Genomic DNA, 18,480 nt, shown 5'->3' on the forward strand with positions numbered 1-18,480 from the left:
GATAGACAAATTCCGGCAGTCGAAAGTAACCCATTACATTAATTGCTAAATTGATAACAATTATCATTTAACTTTTTAGGGTGGGAAATGCTGTCCGTTTATAACATTAAGTCACGCGGAATATTCCGCTTAACACCTTGCGCCCTTTTGTGTGCAACAGTGAGTTGGTCTGTACAAGCAAACACTGAGTTAGTACAACCGAAACAGGATGTTATACAAGTGACAGCATCCTCAGAGATTGATGATGACTATGTTGCACCCGGTGTAACAACGCTTGGGAAAATTGCTCTTAAGCCGCGAGAAGTAGCACAGTCTGTTAGCGTGATCGATAGAGAGCAAATTGAAAAGCAAAACCTACAAACCCTTGATGATGTCATGCAACGTGCAACAGGGGTCACCAGTGCACCTTATGTGAAATTAACAACCGCTTATTATGTGCGTGGCTTCCAGATTGACTCATTCGAAATTGATGGAGTGCCTGCGTTATTAGGGAATATGGCGAGTTCCCCTCAAGATATGGCGGTATACGAGCGGGTTGAAATTCTGCGGGGCTCGAATGGCTTATTGCATGGTATGGGAAACCCAGCGGCAACTGTCAATATGGTGCGAAAACATGCACCAAAAGAAAATATGGCCAAGTTGAGTTTAAGTGCCGGAAGTTGGGATCGTTATCGCGGAGAAGTGGATGTTGGCGGGCTGCTGAATCAATCTGGTTCGGTGCGTGGGCGGTTTGTCATGGCGTGGGAAGATAAAGATTATTTTTACGATGTGTCTGACCAACAAACCCGTTTGATGTACGGTACGGTCGATATCGATATTACCCCTGACACCTTGCTACGTATGGGCGCACAATTCCAAACCATTGATTCTGTTACCAATATGGCGGGCGTGCCTTTTGGTAAAGATGGCAGTGATTTACATCTGCCACGTAAAACCTATTTAGATGTGGATTGGGATCGTTTCAAGTGGGACACCTCTCGTTCATTTGCGGGTATTGAACATAAAATCAATGATGATTGGCAATATAAGCTTAACGCAGAATATCAACATGTGAATGCCCGATTACTGTATGCAGGTGCATGGGGAAATATCGACCCAGTCACGGGGGATGGGGCGATGCTAATGGGCGGCGCCTATAAATTCCGTAATGAACAAACCAGTGTAGATACCAGTTTAAACGGCAAAGTGGACGCGTGGGGGTTAACTCATGATGTAGTTGTCGGTGCAAGTTACTCACATGCCAGTGAAAAGCAATATAGCGCAGATTTAGACCCCGCCTTAAATGTGCCTGTGAATGTGTATCGTTGGGATCCTCATAGTGTACCAAAGCCGAATATTGGTGCATATAGCTCTGCTGGCGCGACCAAGACAACACAAAAAGGCGTATATGGTATGGGCCGAATTAAAGTCATTGAACCTGTGACTGTGATTGTTGGGGCTCGTGATAGCTGGTGGGATGTGAAAACGCCATCGGCAAAATTCACAGAAAATGGCCGTATTACGCCTTATGGTGGTGTGATTTGGGATTTCTCACCAGAATGGTCTTGGTATAACAGCTACTCTACCGTTTATCAGCCACAAACGGGTAAAACATGGAGTGGCAAAATGCTCAAACCCGTTGAAGGGCAAACGCTGGAAACGGGGATCAAAGGATCACTACTCAATGGTGGGTTAAATCTGTCTGGAGCCGTCTACCAAATCGATATTAAAAATAACCCTCAAATCGACCCAGAACATCCGACCGGCGGCTTTAATAATTACTTTATCAGCGGCGGTAAAGTACGTAGCCAAGGCTTTGAATTGGAAGGGATTGGTTATCTAACACCTTTCTGGGATCTGTCTGTGGGTTATACCTATACCGATACTAAATACCGTGATGACAGCCAGAACAAGGGAGAGTCCTATAACACATTGACGCCTAGACATATGCTGCGTGTTTGGTCGAATTATGATTTACCTTGGGATGAGCGCAAATGGAGCCTTGGTGGTGGCATGCAAGCACAGAGTGCCTATAGTACCAGCAATGGCAAAGTGACCTTACGCCAAGGTGGTTACGCGATTTTCAATGCGCGTTTAGGTTACCAAATCGATGAAACATGGACAGCAGCGGTTAACGTCAATAACTTATTCGACCGTCGTTATTACTCAGGGTTGTTCTCTCCTCAATGGAATAACCGCTATGGTGACCCACGTAATGTGATGTTTACGTTGAAGGCTGATTTCTAATGAAATTAGTGAGTTGCCTAGCCGTTATTGGCACTCTGTTTAGTGGGATCGTGCTATCGATGTTGATAGCACGTTTTTATCCATCAGCAGATCCGCTCGAACGCTTATATGGTGCGATATTTTTAAGTGTTATCACCACGATGGGGTTATTGGTTTATAGCCTCAGTGCATCAGATTGGCGGCAAATATTAGTACGAAGTTATAGCTGGTGGCCATTGCCATTATTTTTAATGATGGGTGGGTGGATATGAAGCATAAGCATCCGCCTTCTCTAGTTCGTCGTTTAGACCAATTACATCGCAGCGCAGGGGCGCTATTTGGCGTTTTTCTGTTTGTGATCTTTTTCACCGGGTGCTGGAGCTTAGGCAGTGACGCACTGAGGCTATGGTGGAACCAAGTGCCACTTTCAGGTGAGTTATTACCACTCGAACAGCTCCTTGCGTTGCAACCAAGTGCAACCATGATCCAATTGCCAGAACAGCACAACCCAGTGATCACTTTCTGCCAAAGTATGGGGAGATGCGAACTTAGCTATAGCGCGATTAACGGTGAATTGGTTGTATTAGACAGCCCGACAATGTGGTTAGTCACATTACATAAAAACGTGTTTATGAGTTTTCCAGGGCGAATTTTTATCAGTTTATTTGGTTTTGCATTAGTTGTCTTATTAATTACAGGGCTAGTGATACAACGCCGTCGAATAGCCACAATGTTGCACTTGCCACGCACCACACACTTGAAAGTGTGGCTCCATGATTTACATAGCTGGCTTGGACTATGGTGTTATCCGTGGTTAGTTTTATTTGCGTTTACCGGAGCATTATCGGGGCTAGGCGCACTCGGAACCGTTTCCCTTGGTGAAAGGGCGGCACCGGATAATTCACACATTATCATGAAAGCCCTGATGGGGGAGTTTGAGCCACTAACAACACCCGTACCCGTGGCTGAAAGCTCAATCATCGCAGCAGTCAGCACACTACAGCAAACAGTCCCTAGTTTTCTACCTCAAACCTTGTTCAAACAAGGTGATACGTGGGTAATTGGCGGTGTGCGTAATGGGCAGTTATCGACCTCTAACTTCGAGCAATATCAATTTGATAGTAAACATCGCCAGTTAGTTGCCGTGCGGGATTCTGCACAGCAAGGGATTTGGACACGTGCCTTTATTGCTATCCAACCTTTGCATTATGGGCAATACCAATGGCTACCTAAAATTAGTAACACATTGAGTTACCTTCATTTTATCGCAGGAATGAGTGGGCTGATATTGGTTTCTGTTGGCCTCGCCATGTGGTGCTGGAAAAGAATGCATAGCCTAGCCGCAAGGTTCATTGTGGGCTGTTGCGGTGGGTTGCTGCTGTCCACATGTGTGCTGTTAGCCGTAATGCCATGGTTCACTGCTTTACTGCCAATACACTTTTTTATGGTTTGGGGGATTGCATGTATCGCGAGCTTACTGTGTAAAAATGCCCAGCTTAGCTTAATGGTATCCCTTTTTCTCTCTGCCATTTTGTTGCTATTCGCATTTATCGCCTCTTATTTGTTTGGCTCGTTACCTTTTTCTCGTATCAATCTCGTTTTGTTATGTGGCGGGTTAGGGCTCCTATTTATTTTATTCGGTTGTCGAAAATTGTCATGCACAGCAAAGCGTGCACGGAGTGAGTATGAAAGATCTATTACAAAATAAACAGTTAGTGGTGACGTTGGGGTTACTTTATCTTGCGCAAGGGATACCGATGGGGATAGCAATGGATGCATTGCCTACCTTTTTACGCCATGACGGAGGAGAACTGAAAGCATTAGCTTTTTTACCATTGGTTGGCTTGCCATGGGTGGTGAAATTTTTATGGGCTTCGTTTGTTGATAACCATTGGGGAAAACGTTTAGGTCGCCGTAAAAGTTGGATTATCCCAATGCAAATTATTGTTACGGTAACGATGTTTGCGTTAAGTACCATCGGGTTGTCAGTTGCAAATGCTTTACCCTGCATAGTCTTGTTGTTTGTCGCTTCACTTGCCAGTGCTACCCAAGATATTGCAACAGATGGCATGGCTGCGGAGCAGGTCAGTGGCACAATGTTATCAAAAATTAATGCGGTCCAGATAGCTGGGGTGATGGCAGGCTTTTTTGTTGGTGGTGCAGGATTGATGATCATGAGTGAAAGTTTGGGTCAGCACCTTGCCTTGGGGGTTTTAGCTTGTGTGCCTTTACTCAGTTTAGTGTTTGTGAGTGTGTGCCCATTGAAAACGCCATCAATAACGCAGGAAATGAACGAGAAAGCGAGCCTATTAAAAACGGTTAAACGCCGCGGTGCTCCTCGTTTACTGTTATTAACCTTACTTTCTGCGGTGACGGCGGTTTCCGGTTTTGGTTTAGCCAAATTATTCCTAAATGATGCGGGTTGGTCATTAGCGCAGATTGGTAAAATGGGTATGGCTGGAGGAATGGTAACGTTGATCCTTGGTTGCGGTGGTGGGGCGTGGTTAATCGGTAAAATCGGTGTGTGGCGTGCTTTCTCATTTGGTCTATTATTTGCTTTGTTATCTTCACTGTTATGGTTGTTGCAATCCGTTAATGGTGTTTCTATTTCTTTAGTTGCACTGTGTATTACATTTGGCTCGTTATCTGCGGGGGTCACCTCAGTCGCGATAATGACAGCGGGGATGCAATTTGCATCGCGCTATCAGCAAGCGGGAACGGACATGACCGCGGTACAAAGCACACGGGACATTGGAGAGTTAGTCAGTTCAATGATGCTTGTTGGTTTAACTGCAGCGGTAGGCTATTCAGGCGGGTTTATATTAGGGGCGTTAATTGCCTTTATTGCGTTGCTAGTGACATTTTCACATTACCGCTATATGCAGCGATTAGAAACAGAGCGAGTTTAATATAAATAGATCCGGTGCTATTTTTTACGTTTCTTATTTTGTTTTTTTATTTCTTTATTCGCTTTCTTTTCAATGGAATTGAAGTAGATATCTAAATAATGTCGGTTGCTTAAAAATACAATTAGGCAACTGGCAACAATGACAACCCAGACAAGTTGCAGCTTAATCGAATTTTCAATACTGAAAAGGAGCAATAGTGGGATCATGACCATCATGCTTATGAAAATGGAGCACAATAACGCGCCAGCAATATAGAGCGAGTACTTTTTTAACCCGACTATATTGAGGATGGTAAGCACAACAAAAGTTAACAGTAGCGTACCAAATGTTGCAAACATAATAATCAGCCCAGCCTCTTGCTCAATGAGCCAATCCGTGAAACCAAACCAAGAAAAAGGGATACTTATCATTGTAAGCGCTCCTGTTTACTAAATAGTAGGGGGATATCTTTAAAACGAAATAATCTGGCAAAAATAAGATTGGGGAAAACATGAATATCCGTATTGTAGAGTGTGACGGTTTGGTTGAAAAACTCACGCCGGTCTGCAATTTGGTCTTCAATATGTTTTACTTGGGTTTGTAATTCCATTAACACCGCTTTACTGATTAGTGTTGGATATTTTTCAGCGACAGCAATCAGTGGCTTTATTTTTGATGGGTACTGGTTTGCGGTATCGACTTTGGTTTCAATCGCGGTGCTCGATAAATAGCGCTGGCGGCTTGCCATTAATTCACTAAATAGCTGCTTTTCATGTGCCATCGCTTTATCTGCAACTTGGGTTAATACAGGAACTAATTCAACTTGCTTCTTTAATAACACATCAATATTCGCAAATGCCTTATGGCAATTATTTTTCAAGAATATAATATTATTATAAATATTAATAAAATAGCGTATAAAAACATAGCCAATAACAGCGATAATGATGAAAAAAATAAGCTTTTCCATGTTAGTCATCACCAAATAATGCAATTTGGTCGAAATGCATATTGAGCTGACCATTTTGGTAATCCATTGGGGTCACTAGAATGACACCAATCAGTAAAAGCGCAATCATGGCAGTAATGGCGATGTTTCGACGTAATGGACCCGTTTTGTTCCAACGAACAACATAGTCTGAGGGGGAGACACCTAATAGCATATGAGGTGCTTTACGTATAATAATCGACTCGCCTTTTTCGTTAGCGTCTGCTGTACCAATTAATAAATAACTGCGATTTGGTTCAAGTAAATACTCTTTGTAACGGCGGTTACCGCTTTCAACATCCATATGAGGCTCTAAGCCCGGGTAAACGAAATAATCAGGGTCACATTCTACTTTAACAGAGCCTGTATCATCCGTTAGAGTAAAGCTGTGCATGTTGCATTGACTATTTTGTAAGGTATAGCTTTTTTTACCATCTTTATCTTTTGATATTGAATATTCAAAATAAAACGAGCCATAGCAGGTTTTATTCCCTAGTTGGCTTTTAATGACAGTGCCTGCCGTGATTTTTCCTTCAACTTCCACAAGCCCCATTGCCATTGAACGTATTTTGGAAGTGGCTAGGTTTTTCTGGAATTTTAAGAAGCGCCTGGTTGGTGTATTTTCAATTGCTTTAAATACGAAGGCTAAGACAAATGCGATAAAAAATACCCGCATGTCGATAAAGAACCCAGCAAATAGGCAAGTGGCGATCAGCATTCCTACAAGGACTTTCAGAAATGCACTAAACTTTGATGAGCCTTCATTTTGTAAGCGTTGATAACGTTGATAACCAACTTTGCTCGCTTTGACAACATTACGGGTAATAAAAAAGGTGATGACGAGTACAATGACGTAATAAATAATTCTGGCATAGTCACCTATAGCAGGAGATAGTGAGTACCACATACCGCAAGCAACACTAATAAACGGGATGATGCCCCAATTTATTTTTTTATTTATCGAAAATTTGTTATCGATAAATAAAATTAAAGCGCCAATGACGGCTCCGAGTAAAAAATACATATTCACGTATTCGTACCTTTACACTGACATCATTTAAATTGGACACCTTGATATTTTTTATCATCTTCAGAAATATCAAGTAATGGCAGAGCTGTAAAACGAAAGGCATTCGCAATCAGGCTATCTGGAAACATTTGTATCGCGGTATTGTACTCTGTTGTTGCATCATTAAAGCTTTCACGTCGTTGAGCAATTTTATTTTCAACTTCACTTAAGGCGATTTGTAGTTGTGTGAATTGCTCTCCAGAGATCAACGTAGGGTAGTTTTCTGCAATGGCAACAAGATTGCTGAGTGCACGGTTCATTTCATTTGATGCCGCAATTTTTTCATTCATATTTTGGGCATTAAAATAGCGTTGGCGTGCATCACTTAATGAGGTAAATAATGCTTTCTCATGTTCCATTGCTTTTTCTGTAATGGTAACGAGTTGTGGGATTTGGTCTGCACGCTGCTTTAAAATAACATCAATATTAGCAAATTGGTTGCTGACTTGATTACGGGCGTTGATTAGGCGGTTATAAATAGAGACCCCCCAGCCTACGGCCAATAATAGCAAAATAAATACAACAATAAGTGTGATGGTCATTTGGGTGCCTTTTAACTCCATGATATGTAGCTTGAATTAAAAATATAAGAGCCTTGTGGCTTATGCAATCAGAAAAGAATGAAAGTTAGGTTAGAATAAAGAAAATCTGATCTTGTTTAATGGCAAGATCAGATCATACTCTTGAATAGTGCTTAAAGATTTATATCTGCAAACGATTGGTTACCATAGACATTTTGTTCGAGAAAATAATCTAGGTCACACTGCAATACATTGGCAAATATACAGAGTCGATGGATCGTAAAATTCTGCGTGCCACGTTCATAACGGGAGATTTGTTGTTGGCTTAACCCTGATTTTTGGCCTAGCGTATGAGCGGTCCATCCCATTTGTAGGCGACGTTTGCGAAGTTGAAAACCAATGTAGCTATTTGAAATTTCAGTTTGATATATTCTCATGATTTTGTCCTGATATATATGCACTAGGTTAGTGCTAATAATTTTTATATGGTTCTATCTTTACTTTTTTAACTAAAATAGTAAGGTTAGATATTTTAGTTATTAAGTTTTGTTAATGTTAGTTTTAATAGAAAGGTTTTTCTCCATTAAATAAAAATAGTCCAATGATGAAAATACCCGCTCCAAAAATAAATGTAATTAGGCTTAAAATAGATGATAGTTGCTTGTTAATATAAAGTATTTTTTGGTTTTCTAATGCAAATGCAGCATCAGAAAAAGATAAGAATAAAATAATAATTCCCCAATGTAATACTGACAGTAAAAAAGGGTATTCAAGATTACTATAAATAATTACTGGTGTTATTGATAATATTAGTGCTAGAGGATAACCATTACCATTTGTTTTATATTTTATAAAAGATTGAAATATGACATAAATCCCCCCTGTTAATAATAAAGACATAAATAATAAGTTGATATATCCGCCACTCATTACCCAGAGTAAAATGTCATTGTGAGGGTGTGGGACAATATACATTTTAGGGCTTAGAAATGGAATTGCTGTCCTTGTATCGTTATCTTCAAATAAAAATGATTGTTCCCATGCGTCATAAGGTTTTTCTAAAAATAGGGTTATAGAAAAACGTAGCATTTGTTTTAAATGAAATTGGTTAATCACATCAATAGCTATATATTGAGGGCATAGTTTTATTAAGTAAATTCCAATAAATACCGCAATGGCTATAATAAAGTAACTGGCACTAGTTCTGAGTTGATTTTTTTTATAAAAAAGACAGATAAAAATAAATGCACATACGGCAAAGCTTAGCCATGCAATGATAGACTGTAATACCACTAAAACCAGTGTAAACAGCAGAATACAGACTCCAAGTAAAACGGCTCTTATTTTCTCATGCTTTTCAGATGATAAAGAAAATTGAGACAAAACCAGTGTCATCAAAGATAACAAACACGCAGTGGCCATATTGACTGATAATATATTGACTTGTTGTGATAGCCCATTTGACCGCATACCAGAGGCAAGATAAAAAATATCTGCTTCAAATATATATTGATACGCAGTCAGAAATACTTGAACTACACTAATTATTATATAGCAGTAGATACAAGATGATTGAATAAACCATTTTTTTCTCACTTGTAATCCTGAGATATATAATAATACCCCGATTGTTATTCCAGACCAGTACCAAAAATCAATGTCACTATTTTTCCCTTTCTGTGTGGTGAGTTCAATTATTAAAATAATCAGTGATAAACAATAACAAATAGCCGGTAATGTAATGAGGATTTTTATTTTATGATAAAAAACGGTAAGTGCAATAATGGATATTATTAAGCTGATAACTAACCAGCTAATAATATTCTGAGGCAGCGATTGTCTCAAACTACCTAAACTATCGATATAAATAAGGCTGGCAAGGAGCCAAATAATAAATATAGCGATAAAAATTGCACGGGAGAGCATTATCATGTTTATATCATTAATTAAACTATAAGTAGTTTGCTATTAACCAAGCACTTCCTATATATTTACCAGGTTCAGCATTGGTACCTGAAAGGTGACTCTCAATTTGAATGTGTTTAATTTTCTCAATTGTTGTTTCAATCTTTTTTCCTCTCTGATTACTTTGTGGGTCATACAGAGAGAGTTCTGAATAAATTGTATTTTTACCTGATTTTAGAGGGACTCTTTTTTGTGGGTCATTATCAGTAACATAATCCAAGCTAAATCTGACTTTTACAGATTGTGTGCGCTCACATTGATATGTGGCAGTACTGGTTACTTTACTATCAAATTCCTGAGAATCTAATTGATGATGATTGATGTTCAAATTATCGATGTTCGCTTTACAGTTTGATGAATAAAAAATTGTTGCAGGGGCGAGATTTAACCTTATGCTCGCTAAATCTGCAGGAACATTTACGTCAGGAACTCCAGGGTCTTGGAACATACGGGTATAGCCAGCGAACATCCCCGATGGAATAACAATTTTGCCATTTAATGGTAGCTCCTTTACATAAATGCGTAACTCAAAAGGAAATTGAGTCGTAAACAATGAAGTTGCATGAGTATCACTACTGTGTTTACCAGAGCATGCAAGAGCTTCAATGTTTTGCCAACCTCGGGTAAGACCTTTTTCGGAGTGGAGAGTAAAAAAGGTGCTATTATTGATACGATATGCAGTTAGACCTTTTATGGTAAACCCAGCTTCTGGTTTATAAGGAAAAATACGATGAAAAGCATACTCAGCAGCAATACCGGAGCTCCACCAACCTTGTAAATAATTCACTCTACACTCTAATGAACCTGATGGTTGAGCGCTGTTTCTATCAACGATAATGCCTTCTTGATTAGGGGGCGCGATTAAATATAGTTTCTCACCCGTACTACTTATTATGGGCTCATCTGCGACTACTGGGTTAGCTGGTATTATATCTATCGTATAGGTACCTCCATATGGAGCATAGCGACTTGGACCTAAGAAGGCGTGTGAGCTTACGCTATAACTTAATAGCGACAGGAACAGTACGATTAGCAACAAGAATAGTACTATTAAAGATCTTTTAGATATTTTTTTCATGTAAATGACCTATTATTAATAATAATCAACCATGATTGATAATGACGCATTAAATGGGCCAGCTTTGAGTGTTTCAATTGCTTGGCTTGTGACTAACTGAGAATGTAATTGTAATAGAGCTATTCTTCCTCGAATGGTTGGGAAAATAGGCTCCCACATTTGTAAATTAATTGCGGCATCATTATTTTCTTGAGTGAAACGTATTCCTAGCCCTCTAGTTGATGTTTCAAGAACGGTCTCGTTATTAACTGTTAAAATGGAGCCTTCTTTAGGGGATAAATAAATCCCTAAGTTCTTTTTTAAATCACAACTATCAATTGCAATTTCAAAAGATTTTTTTCCTTCACTTAAGAGTTCTCTTTCTACATCAAAAAAATTAATGTTTAGAGCATTGCTACCATTTCCAACAGACACGGAACAAGCTGGACGAATTAAATTTGCTTCTAAAGTTAAAAGGACATCTGCTTTTAGGTGGTTTGAAGTGATAAATAATAAAATAATCACCAATTTTAATATTTTCATTGCACTTTCCTTATTGGTAATCTAGGTTGAAAGTTACCAATGATGAAAAACCTCCGGCGATAAGTGGGGAATTAAATGGTTTTTGTGCATATATCCCAAATAACATAGTATTAATTGAGCCTTCACCGGATTCTGTAATTGTGCCTATATCTATAGGTGTATTAAATGTCAGAGGTTGGTGAGTCTTACCATTAATTAAAGCTAATAATACGGTCGATTCACCTGTTGGTTTTAAATATGTGATGCCATTATAAGTTTCTATATTTTTGGCATTTAAAGTGATTCTTACCGTTTTATTCAGGTGCATTTCTGCACAATTTACAATATCAAGTTTAAAAGGATAAACATCGGACTGCCCGTGCTTTTCTAGCTCAGAGAATCGTAGCTGCGATAACAAAATAGTTTTTTTAACATCGTTGCTGGATAAATGGCAACGAAGTGGCAGCAAGTTTCCTTCAAAATAGATTGATAACGAACTTGCTAAGCTATTTGAGTTAACAAACAATACAAAAATGATGCTGAGCATTAGCGTCAATGCATTAGTCATAAATCATCTCCAAACGGTGTGTAGAGCGTCCAGTAGGAAGAGAAAACATCATATTTTTACTTGTATTCAGAGTTGATGCTAAATACCGTTGACCTGCAAACTTCAATGTGAAGGGGGACCAAGTTTGGTTATAAGCTGTAGGTAAGCAATGTATCAAGCTGACATTGAGTTGATAAACAGTTGAATTCACATGACTTACATCACGCTGTATTGTTACTTTTGGCTGGCAAGGTGCTGTCACCAGACGTGCGTGGACATACAGGGTACCCGTCGTTTGTAATGGTAGTTCTGCAGAAAATGCTGGCATTGCTAGTATCCATAACGCTAAGTGATGTAATTTCATATTGATAGTCCTGCTCATTTGGTGTGAATCATTCAGTCACGCTACATTGTGATGCTTGGCACTTGAATGCTAATGATGGTTTTCCACCATAATCATTGATATAAGTTAGATAAGGTGTCGCAAATTTGGCTGATTTGAAGTTATACGTCGATTGTGGTGCAACCATAACGGCTTCAAAATCACTTTGTTCAGCTTGTTTTTGGCTGTTACCTAAACCAATGACAGTAAGATAAAAGCCTGTCGGGTTATGGAGCTGATAACCATTAGATGTTGCTGTTAATGAGATTTTTTTTGTCCATTCTTTCTTACTTTCGGCGACGATACTTTCTGGGCGATAAAATAGCTTTACACGACTCTGTAGCGCAATTTGCAGCACTCCAGCCTCTGTCGACTTTGGTGGGATTTCGCGTAAGTTATAGTAAAATAACGATTCTCTATCTTGAGGTAGCTGACTAATCTCAGGAGAAGTACTTAATCGCACTAGGCTGGTGGATTTTGGCTCCATACGCTGAATTGGTGGCGTAGCAATAATAGGGCCAGTTTCCAATTTTTTTTCAGCATCATTTTCTAACCATGATTGCGCTAAATAAGGCAATTCAGGATTATCATTACGTATTGTGATATTAATGGATTGCTGGGTTCCATCAAAAATAATACGGGTACGATCCAGCGTGACAGCAGCTTGAGCGGATGTGCTAAACCACAAGGCGATAGCTAATACGGTGGTTCGAATATCAAATAGGGTGCTTAATTTCATCTTAGTTCTCTTATTAACGACAAATTAATGTTGGATAGATATCTTGTATATGAATGACATCTGGAATTTGTGTAGTACATCTCTGTTTATTTCCCCAATAAATATTGAGTAACTCTTCAGGCATTACACCAATTATCCAAGCAATGCCTTGTTCTCCAACTATCCCAAGCTCAATGTTATTTTTATTACGCACGCTGGCACCAAAAGGAGGGTAAGAACCATCAGCGAGTTTTAATCGAGCAAATGTTTTTTGTCCTTGGATGACATTCAAGCGGCGATAACCGATTGCACCGCGAGTTAACGTGGCGTCCGTTACCGTTTCCAGAGCTTCAATATTGTTGGGCAATTGGCTGGTATTAATCGATGCGGTTGTTTTCCTGTAGCTACTCACATTCGGTAGAGTAGCTAACCCAAAGCGGTTAGTTTTATATACACCACCAGTTAATGGCACATTACTGACCCCAGGTGTTTCCACAACTAGACGAGTTCCTCCATATGCTGCTTGATGCATGGTGATACCTTCTTTTATTAGGGTAACCCCACCATTAATTGACCCTCCAACACTGTGATATTGGTTTGGTACATAGCTGGCATTGGCAGATAATGAAGCTGATGGAAAATTTTGATTTAGGTAGCCACTAAAGTTCATCTGGTCATTTTGGTATTGTCCAGTTTGGTAACCTATATTTAGATTATAGTTACGTTGTTCACTGTAGTTGCTATAGCCCACATTATGAGTTGCAGAACGATTTCCACTTCTATCTCGAGAATAACCTTCAGAAAAACTTAAACTACTACCAAACGTCAAGGGAACCGAAATATATAAATTAATTGCATCATCTCGATATTCTGCTCGCTGAGATCGTGTTATTGATGCTGTTACGTTTAAGTTTTTGAACCCAATTGATGGTAAGTTTAATGCTGTATTTAAATAAGCACCGTATTGCTCTTCAGCTTGGCTATTCCAATAGGTGTTGTAGTGGTAGTTTCCACCAAGAGAAAAATCATCAAAATATTTATTAATATTGACCTGATAGCTCTCTTTATGGGCTTGAGAGGCTAAGCCGGTGCGACGCTCATCGAGTGTTTGTTGCAAAGTACGGTAAGTTTCATCAGAGAACCGATAGCCAGCAAAGGTAATATCAGTTCTTGCCTCATCAAAAGATTTTGAATAACTTAGGCGATAACTGCGTCCTGTTAGAGTGTTATTTAATAAATTAGCATGGGATTGCGTGACATCAAATGATAGGCTCCCAAAAGTAAATAGGTCACGACCAAAACCTGCAGAGAGTGCTTGGTAGTTTTTGGATAAAATAGAACCACCATAAATAGACCAAATATTATTTAGCCCATATGAAAACTCACCAGAGGCGGTGAGATCTCCCTCAAGTTGGCGGCCATTGTAACGCGGTTTACCTGCTGCAAATTTGTAACGGATTTGCCCTGGGCGTGTTAAGTAAGGCAAAGCCGCAGTGGTTATACTGAATTTCTGTTCTTCACCGGTTTCTTCGCGTACAGTGACATCGAGGACTCCACGAATAGAGCTGTCCAATGTTTGGATTTGGAACGGACCTGCGGGAACCGTAGTTTCTAATACGATACGATCACGGCTTTTGACAATTACGGTTGCATTGGTTTGTGCAATACCAATAATTTCAGGTGCATACCCTGTTAATTTAGGGGGCATCATATTTTCATCGGTTTCTAACGATAAACCGGTATATTGCCATGAGTCAAAAATAGAAGAGTAAAAATAGTTTTCACCCACCGTTAAAAGCGACGCAATATTGGTTAATGATCGATACGCAAAAATACGGCTGACGATAGCATCACTATATTGGCTATTATAATTACCAGATGATTTCCTATAGTTAGCTTGGTAGTCTGCTCTAAGTCGCCATGAACTTATATTCAATCCAGTTGTACCATTAACAGAAAGATAAGTTTCTTTGGAGCCACTATTCTGGCGAGTCAAAGAGCTTGTTAATGTGTAATCAAGTAAAAAGCCATTAACCCCATCTTCCCAACGGGTTGGTGGGATCCAGCTTGGGTCGGTGTACTCTAAGTAGCTTTGGGGTAATACTAACGAGAGTGTTAATGTTGATAAATCAACATTTAAAGTTGTTCCTTCTAAATCTGATAAGTCTATACATTGATCATTGTCGCGATATTTAACTAATTGTAATCCTTTATCATTTAATCCTAATTTACTTAGTGTGTTAGATGGTAAACAGATAATATCAAATAGAGTACTTTCTGCTGATATTGAAGAGGCGACCCGAATATCTTGTGCATTACCTAAGCGCTCATTATTAACTTTAAGGGTTAAGTAGTAAGTACCAGGCATAATAAATCCAGCCTGAGAAAATTGGCTAAAGTCAATATTCTCAGTATCTTCAGTATCTAGCATATCGGTATTAAACTCTACAGAAGAGGCCATAGCAGAGACACCAGATAGATAGGAGATAATAATTAAATAGTGAAAAATATTAAATTTAGCCATAGTTTTATCATTAAAGTATTTTCAATTGGTTAATTTCTGTTTTTTATTAGTCGTAAGTTATATTAAATTTAATAATGGTAAAATAATCACCAGGTTCAGCTTCATTATCTAGGGTGTTTATTTCTGTTTCATATTTTAAAAAACTGGTTTTTGTTTTTTCATCAAAATAGATTGAGCTATTTGAAATGGAATATGATTTGTTTGGAGGTAATAAATTATTTTTTTCATCATAAATATAAAGTAACACACCAGTTTTTGGTCCCGATAGTTTAATTGCGTCCATACGTGAGTCTTGTGGCGCAAAAAATTTAATGTTCATTCCTTTGTTATTATTAAATTTACTAATACAGTCATTTAACTTAATATTAAAAGGCTTTCTTGTTTCTGTTTTTTTTTCGTCAGTATTGGTTGTATTTGTAGATGCTGAGTTATAATCAATATATTGATATTGACTATCTGTTCCTATAGAGCATGGAGATGAAACAATATTTCCTTTCAAAAATGCTTCACCGCGAAAATCATTACTTTCTATATTTTCTATATAGGCAGAAGTATAATTAGCGAACAAAGTTATCCATAAAAGATATATTTTTTTCATAAAGAACCTTTTATAGGGAGGGGATTCCCTCCCATAAGGAATTATTCGTAAGTAATTTTAAAGTCAGCAATAGAGTTGAATTCACCTTCTGTTACTGCTGTTGCAGTATCAATACGTTTTGCTAATGCGGTAAATTCTAAAACGTTTTCACCTTTTTTATTACGGATTTGACTCATAACTGATTTAGCTTCATCAAATTTAAAATCCTTGATTTGAATGCCTACGTTACTTGCTGTACCTGTAGTACCTAAAAATTCCTTATTAGCACCTACATAACTTTTCCCGCCAAAGGTAATTTTGATATCCTTAACAGCGACCCAGTTACTGTCTTTATCTTTACTGAATTCATCAAAGTTACATTCTTTTAATTTGATAGAGATATTTTTTTCAGCGGCATTACCAGCTTCTAATGAAGCACGAGAAAGTTGTCCAAAAGGAATTTCTTGTTTTACACTTTCAGATTCAATATTACATGGTGAGTTTACAACTTGCCCGCTAAAGTGTTATTCACCACCGTAGCCATTAGCTAAAGTGGAAGTAGATATAGTTGAAGCAGCAAATAAAAAAGCAATAGAAATTTTATTCAATTTCATAATGTTACATCCTTAAAAAAGTAAATATCTCATTTCAATAGGTCTCTAAATAGAGGGACTGCTATCGAAATAAAAGTTAAATTTGATAATCACAAAACACTTAACGTATTCATCAAATAGTTTTTAGCGTGGTCATTTCGACGAGGAGAATGTTACCCTTAATTTAAGTTTTTCGGAATAAAAATCTTCCGTTTTAATAAAGAATGAAATATTAATCTAATGTTGATTTTATATTAATGTTTTTTAATGTTTTTATTCTGAATTTGCTTTTATTGAAATGTTTTAATGTTTGTAGGTTTAAGGTATTTTAAGGTGATTTAATATGGTGGCGTGTTTTAGAAATAAAAAAAGCATCAAGATATAAAATCTGGATGCTTTTTTTCCACTAATTAGATAGTGCAAATAAAAAGAGGAGAGAAATTTTCTTCAAAAATATAATTTTTATCACTTAACCTTTTTATTTTTACAAAGTAAAGTTGATTAATTTCAGGTACTCCTCGAATATTGAACTTACCTTTCGCCTGGTCACCGGGATCTGTAAATATATTTTCTACGCGTAAAAAAAAATGATCACCTAAAGTTTCTTTTTTAATTAGGTACTTTCTGGAAATATTATAATTTTCCCCTTCGCTATTGATTCTTCCATTCATAACAAAAGTATGCTGGTCAGGTTTGTTTTCATTAGGAATGACACTAAGCAGATAGTAGCCTTTTAAATCAGAGCGACTATCTGAGATGTTTATTTTTACAGTTGCCCTGCAGTTGGGAATGATGGGAGTATTAATGATGTGATAAGCATATAAACTTACAGAAACCAAAATTATAGCTATGGTTAGTAAGAATAATATTTTTACGGGTGATTTATCTGACATAAAAATTCTCACAGCTCACAGTTGTGTTATCTTTAGGTACAGTAGGGCAATATGATAAAAACAAAAAGTTATCATATAAATTTTTATCATTGGCAATAATGCCTACATTATAATAAAAAACCGTTGCCGATTTTTTACAGTCGATATCTAGCTTAGTTAGTTCATTTTGAATTGTTTCAAAGCTGATTGTTGTGGTGTCTGGCTTATGATAACTATTTATGTAGCGGATACTGCATTGATCGATACGACCAACTTCAGGATATTCTGTTCGGCTTGCAAAGAAATAACTTTTAAATAGGTATAATAAGCAGAAAATAATGAGTCCAATAAGTGAAATTTCAACATATCGGTTATTTAACATGTAGTTTTTTTTATTTCCAGCCGCTTGGGTTTGAGTACCTTCGAGCATTTCCGATGAAGGGGTTATTTCCAAGTCAGTAGTAAATAATAATTCATCACTATTATCATTTATTTCCTCACGCCCATTCTCAATTTTTAGGCCAGCAGAAAATTTAAACCCAACTTTAGGTACAGTTGTGATAATTTCATCATCAGAAAAAGATGATAAATGGCGTCTGAGTACAGAAACACTACTATTTAGGTTATTATCAGAGACAACTTGGTTATGTTCCTCCCAAACCCTGCGTAATATGGTTTCTCGGTCAACGATATCATGGTTGTTTTGCACTAAAACTAATAACAAGCGATTTAGCGTGGTCGTTAGCTTTAAGGCATCATTAATATCGTCGGTATATAACAGCCCCTGATGACTGTCATAATTAATATGATTATTAATCAAATAGTTCATTTTTAGATTGATTCTATTTATAGTTAAAATATTTATATTATTTGAGTTTATACCTGTTATTTATGTTGTGTCAATTAAGCATATTTGGTGTAATTTTGAACTTGATTAAAAATCAAATGGTTATGTTTTTGTTTACGTATGCTATGTGTAAGAGAGGAAGCGTGGTTTGTTTTTCAGAATAATGCTATTTTTTAATGTTATTATAAAATAGCTAATATAGGTA

Annotated in this window: 19 protein-coding genes and 1 pseudogene; 4 read left to right on the forward strand and 16 right to left on the reverse strand. The window is 37.7% G+C overall.

Going from position 1 to position 18,480, the window contains the following annotated elements; genetic code table 11:
- The first annotated feature begins 87 nt into the window (after positions 1-87).
- The 4 genes from M1E86_RS03905 to M1E86_RS03920 are packed head-to-tail and all read left to right on the forward strand — an operon-like array spanning position 88 to position 5,114.
- Entirely contained in the window at positions 88-2,226 is a 2,139-nt protein-coding gene (locus M1E86_RS03905; RefSeq protein WP_213912924.1) for a TonB-dependent siderophore receptor, read from the forward strand.
- Positions 2,226-2,477, forward strand: a complete 252-nt coding sequence (locus M1E86_RS03910; RefSeq protein WP_125892030.1) for a hypothetical protein — start codon at positions 2,226-2,228, stop codon at positions 2,475-2,477. The genes M1E86_RS03905 and M1E86_RS03910 overlap by 1 nt, the downstream gene beginning before the upstream one ends.
- Positions 2,474-3,913, forward strand: a complete 1,440-nt coding sequence (locus M1E86_RS03915; RefSeq protein WP_213912923.1) for a PepSY-associated TM helix domain-containing protein — start codon at positions 2,474-2,476, stop codon at positions 3,911-3,913. Before M1E86_RS03910 ends, M1E86_RS03915 begins: the two co-directional genes overlap by 4 nt.
- Complete coding sequence (locus M1E86_RS03920) at positions 3,891-5,114, forward strand: RhtX/FptX family siderophore transporter (protein WP_213912922.1); 1,224 nt, start codon at positions 3,891-3,893, stop codon at positions 5,112-5,114. The genes M1E86_RS03915 and M1E86_RS03920 overlap by 23 nt, the downstream gene beginning before the upstream one ends.
- A 17-nt stretch (positions 5,115-5,131) precedes the next feature.
- Here the strand turns inward: M1E86_RS03920 and M1E86_RS03925 are convergent, their stop codons facing one another.
- The 16 genes and pseudogenes from M1E86_RS03925 to M1E86_RS04000 form a co-directional block, all read right to left on the reverse strand.
- Positions 5,132-5,524, reverse strand: coding sequence for a hypothetical protein (locus M1E86_RS03925; protein ID WP_213912921.1), 393 nt, complete (start codon positions 5,522-5,524; stop codon positions 5,132-5,134).
- Complete coding sequence (locus M1E86_RS03930) at positions 5,521-6,063, reverse strand: LemA family protein (RefSeq protein ID WP_213912920.1); 543 nt, start codon at positions 6,061-6,063, stop codon at positions 5,521-5,523. The genes M1E86_RS03925 and M1E86_RS03930 overlap by 4 nt, the downstream gene beginning before the upstream one ends.
- Before the next feature lies 1 nt (position 6,064).
- Positions 6,065-7,105 carry a hypothetical protein gene (locus tag M1E86_RS03935; RefSeq protein ID WP_213913014.1) on the reverse strand — a complete coding sequence of 347 codons (1,041 nt, stop codon included), beginning with the start codon at positions 7,103-7,105 and terminating at the stop codon, positions 6,065-6,067.
- A gap of 29 nt (positions 7,106-7,134) precedes the next feature.
- Positions 7,135-7,692 (reverse strand): LemA family protein, encoded by a 558-nt coding sequence (locus tag M1E86_RS03940; RefSeq protein WP_213912919.1) that lies wholly within the window; start codon positions 7,690-7,692, stop codon positions 7,135-7,137.
- Positions 7,693-7,844: 152 nt separating this feature from the next.
- Positions 7,845-8,108, reverse strand: a complete 264-nt coding sequence (locus tag M1E86_RS03945) for a helix-turn-helix domain-containing protein (RefSeq protein ID WP_125892043.1) — start codon at positions 8,106-8,108, stop codon at positions 7,845-7,847.
- Between the two features lie 124 nt (positions 8,109-8,232).
- Positions 8,233-9,603: an O-antigen ligase domain-containing protein gene (locus tag M1E86_RS03950; protein WP_213912918.1), complete on the reverse strand. Its 1,371-nt coding sequence runs from the start codon at positions 9,601-9,603 to the stop codon at positions 8,233-8,235.
- Positions 9,604-9,622: 19 nt separating this feature from the next.
- The gene (locus M1E86_RS03955) at positions 9,623-10,714 is read right to left on the reverse strand and encodes an adhesin (protein WP_213912917.1); all 1,092 of its coding nucleotides are present in this window, start codon (positions 10,712-10,714) and stop codon (positions 9,623-9,625) included.
- 15 nt (positions 10,715-10,729) lie between these two features.
- Positions 10,730-11,236: a fimbrial protein gene (locus M1E86_RS03960; protein WP_125892049.1), complete on the reverse strand. Its 507-nt coding sequence runs from the start codon at positions 11,234-11,236 to the stop codon at positions 10,730-10,732.
- A 10-nt stretch (positions 11,237-11,246) separates the two neighbouring features.
- Positions 11,247-11,783: a fimbrial protein gene (locus tag M1E86_RS03965; protein ID WP_125892051.1), complete on the reverse strand. Its 537-nt coding sequence runs from the start codon at positions 11,781-11,783 to the stop codon at positions 11,247-11,249.
- Positions 11,776-12,126 carry a hypothetical protein gene (locus tag M1E86_RS03970; RefSeq protein ID WP_213912916.1) on the reverse strand — a complete coding sequence of 117 codons (351 nt, stop codon included), beginning with the start codon at positions 12,124-12,126 and terminating at the stop codon, positions 11,776-11,778. The genes M1E86_RS03965 and M1E86_RS03970 overlap by 8 nt, the downstream gene beginning before the upstream one ends.
- A gap of 28 nt (positions 12,127-12,154) precedes the next feature.
- Entirely contained in the window at positions 12,155-12,883 is a 729-nt protein-coding gene (locus M1E86_RS03975) for a fimbrial biogenesis chaperone (RefSeq protein ID WP_125892054.1), read from the reverse strand.
- Between the two features lie 13 nt (positions 12,884-12,896).
- Complete coding sequence (locus M1E86_RS03980; RefSeq protein ID WP_213912915.1) at positions 12,897-15,386, reverse strand: fimbria/pilus outer membrane usher protein; 2,490 nt, start codon at positions 15,384-15,386, stop codon at positions 12,897-12,899.
- A 46-nt stretch (positions 15,387-15,432) separates the two neighbouring features.
- A complete protein-coding gene (locus M1E86_RS03985) occupies positions 15,433-15,984 on the reverse strand; it encodes a fimbrial protein (RefSeq protein WP_213912914.1) in 552 nt (183 codons plus the stop codon).
- A gap of 41 nt (positions 15,985-16,025) precedes the next feature.
- Positions 16,026-16,475: pseudogene (locus M1E86_RS03990) on the reverse strand (fimbrial protein); the annotation flags it as partial.
- Between the two features lie 491 nt (positions 16,476-16,966).
- The gene (locus M1E86_RS03995) at positions 16,967-17,449 is read right to left on the reverse strand and encodes a hypothetical protein (protein WP_213912913.1); all 483 of its coding nucleotides are present in this window, start codon (positions 17,447-17,449) and stop codon (positions 16,967-16,969) included.
- Positions 17,439-18,257 carry a winged helix-turn-helix domain-containing protein gene (locus M1E86_RS04000; protein ID WP_213912912.1) on the reverse strand — a complete coding sequence of 273 codons (819 nt, stop codon included), beginning with the start codon at positions 18,255-18,257 and terminating at the stop codon, positions 17,439-17,441. Before M1E86_RS04000 ends, M1E86_RS03995 begins: the two co-directional genes overlap by 11 nt.
- Between the last annotated feature and the right edge of the window lie 223 nt (positions 18,258-18,480).

This window comes from Providencia sp. PROV200 (assembly GCF_049901995.1).
Lineage (GTDB): Bacteria > Pseudomonadota > Gammaproteobacteria > Enterobacterales > Enterobacteriaceae > Providencia > Providencia rettgeri_E.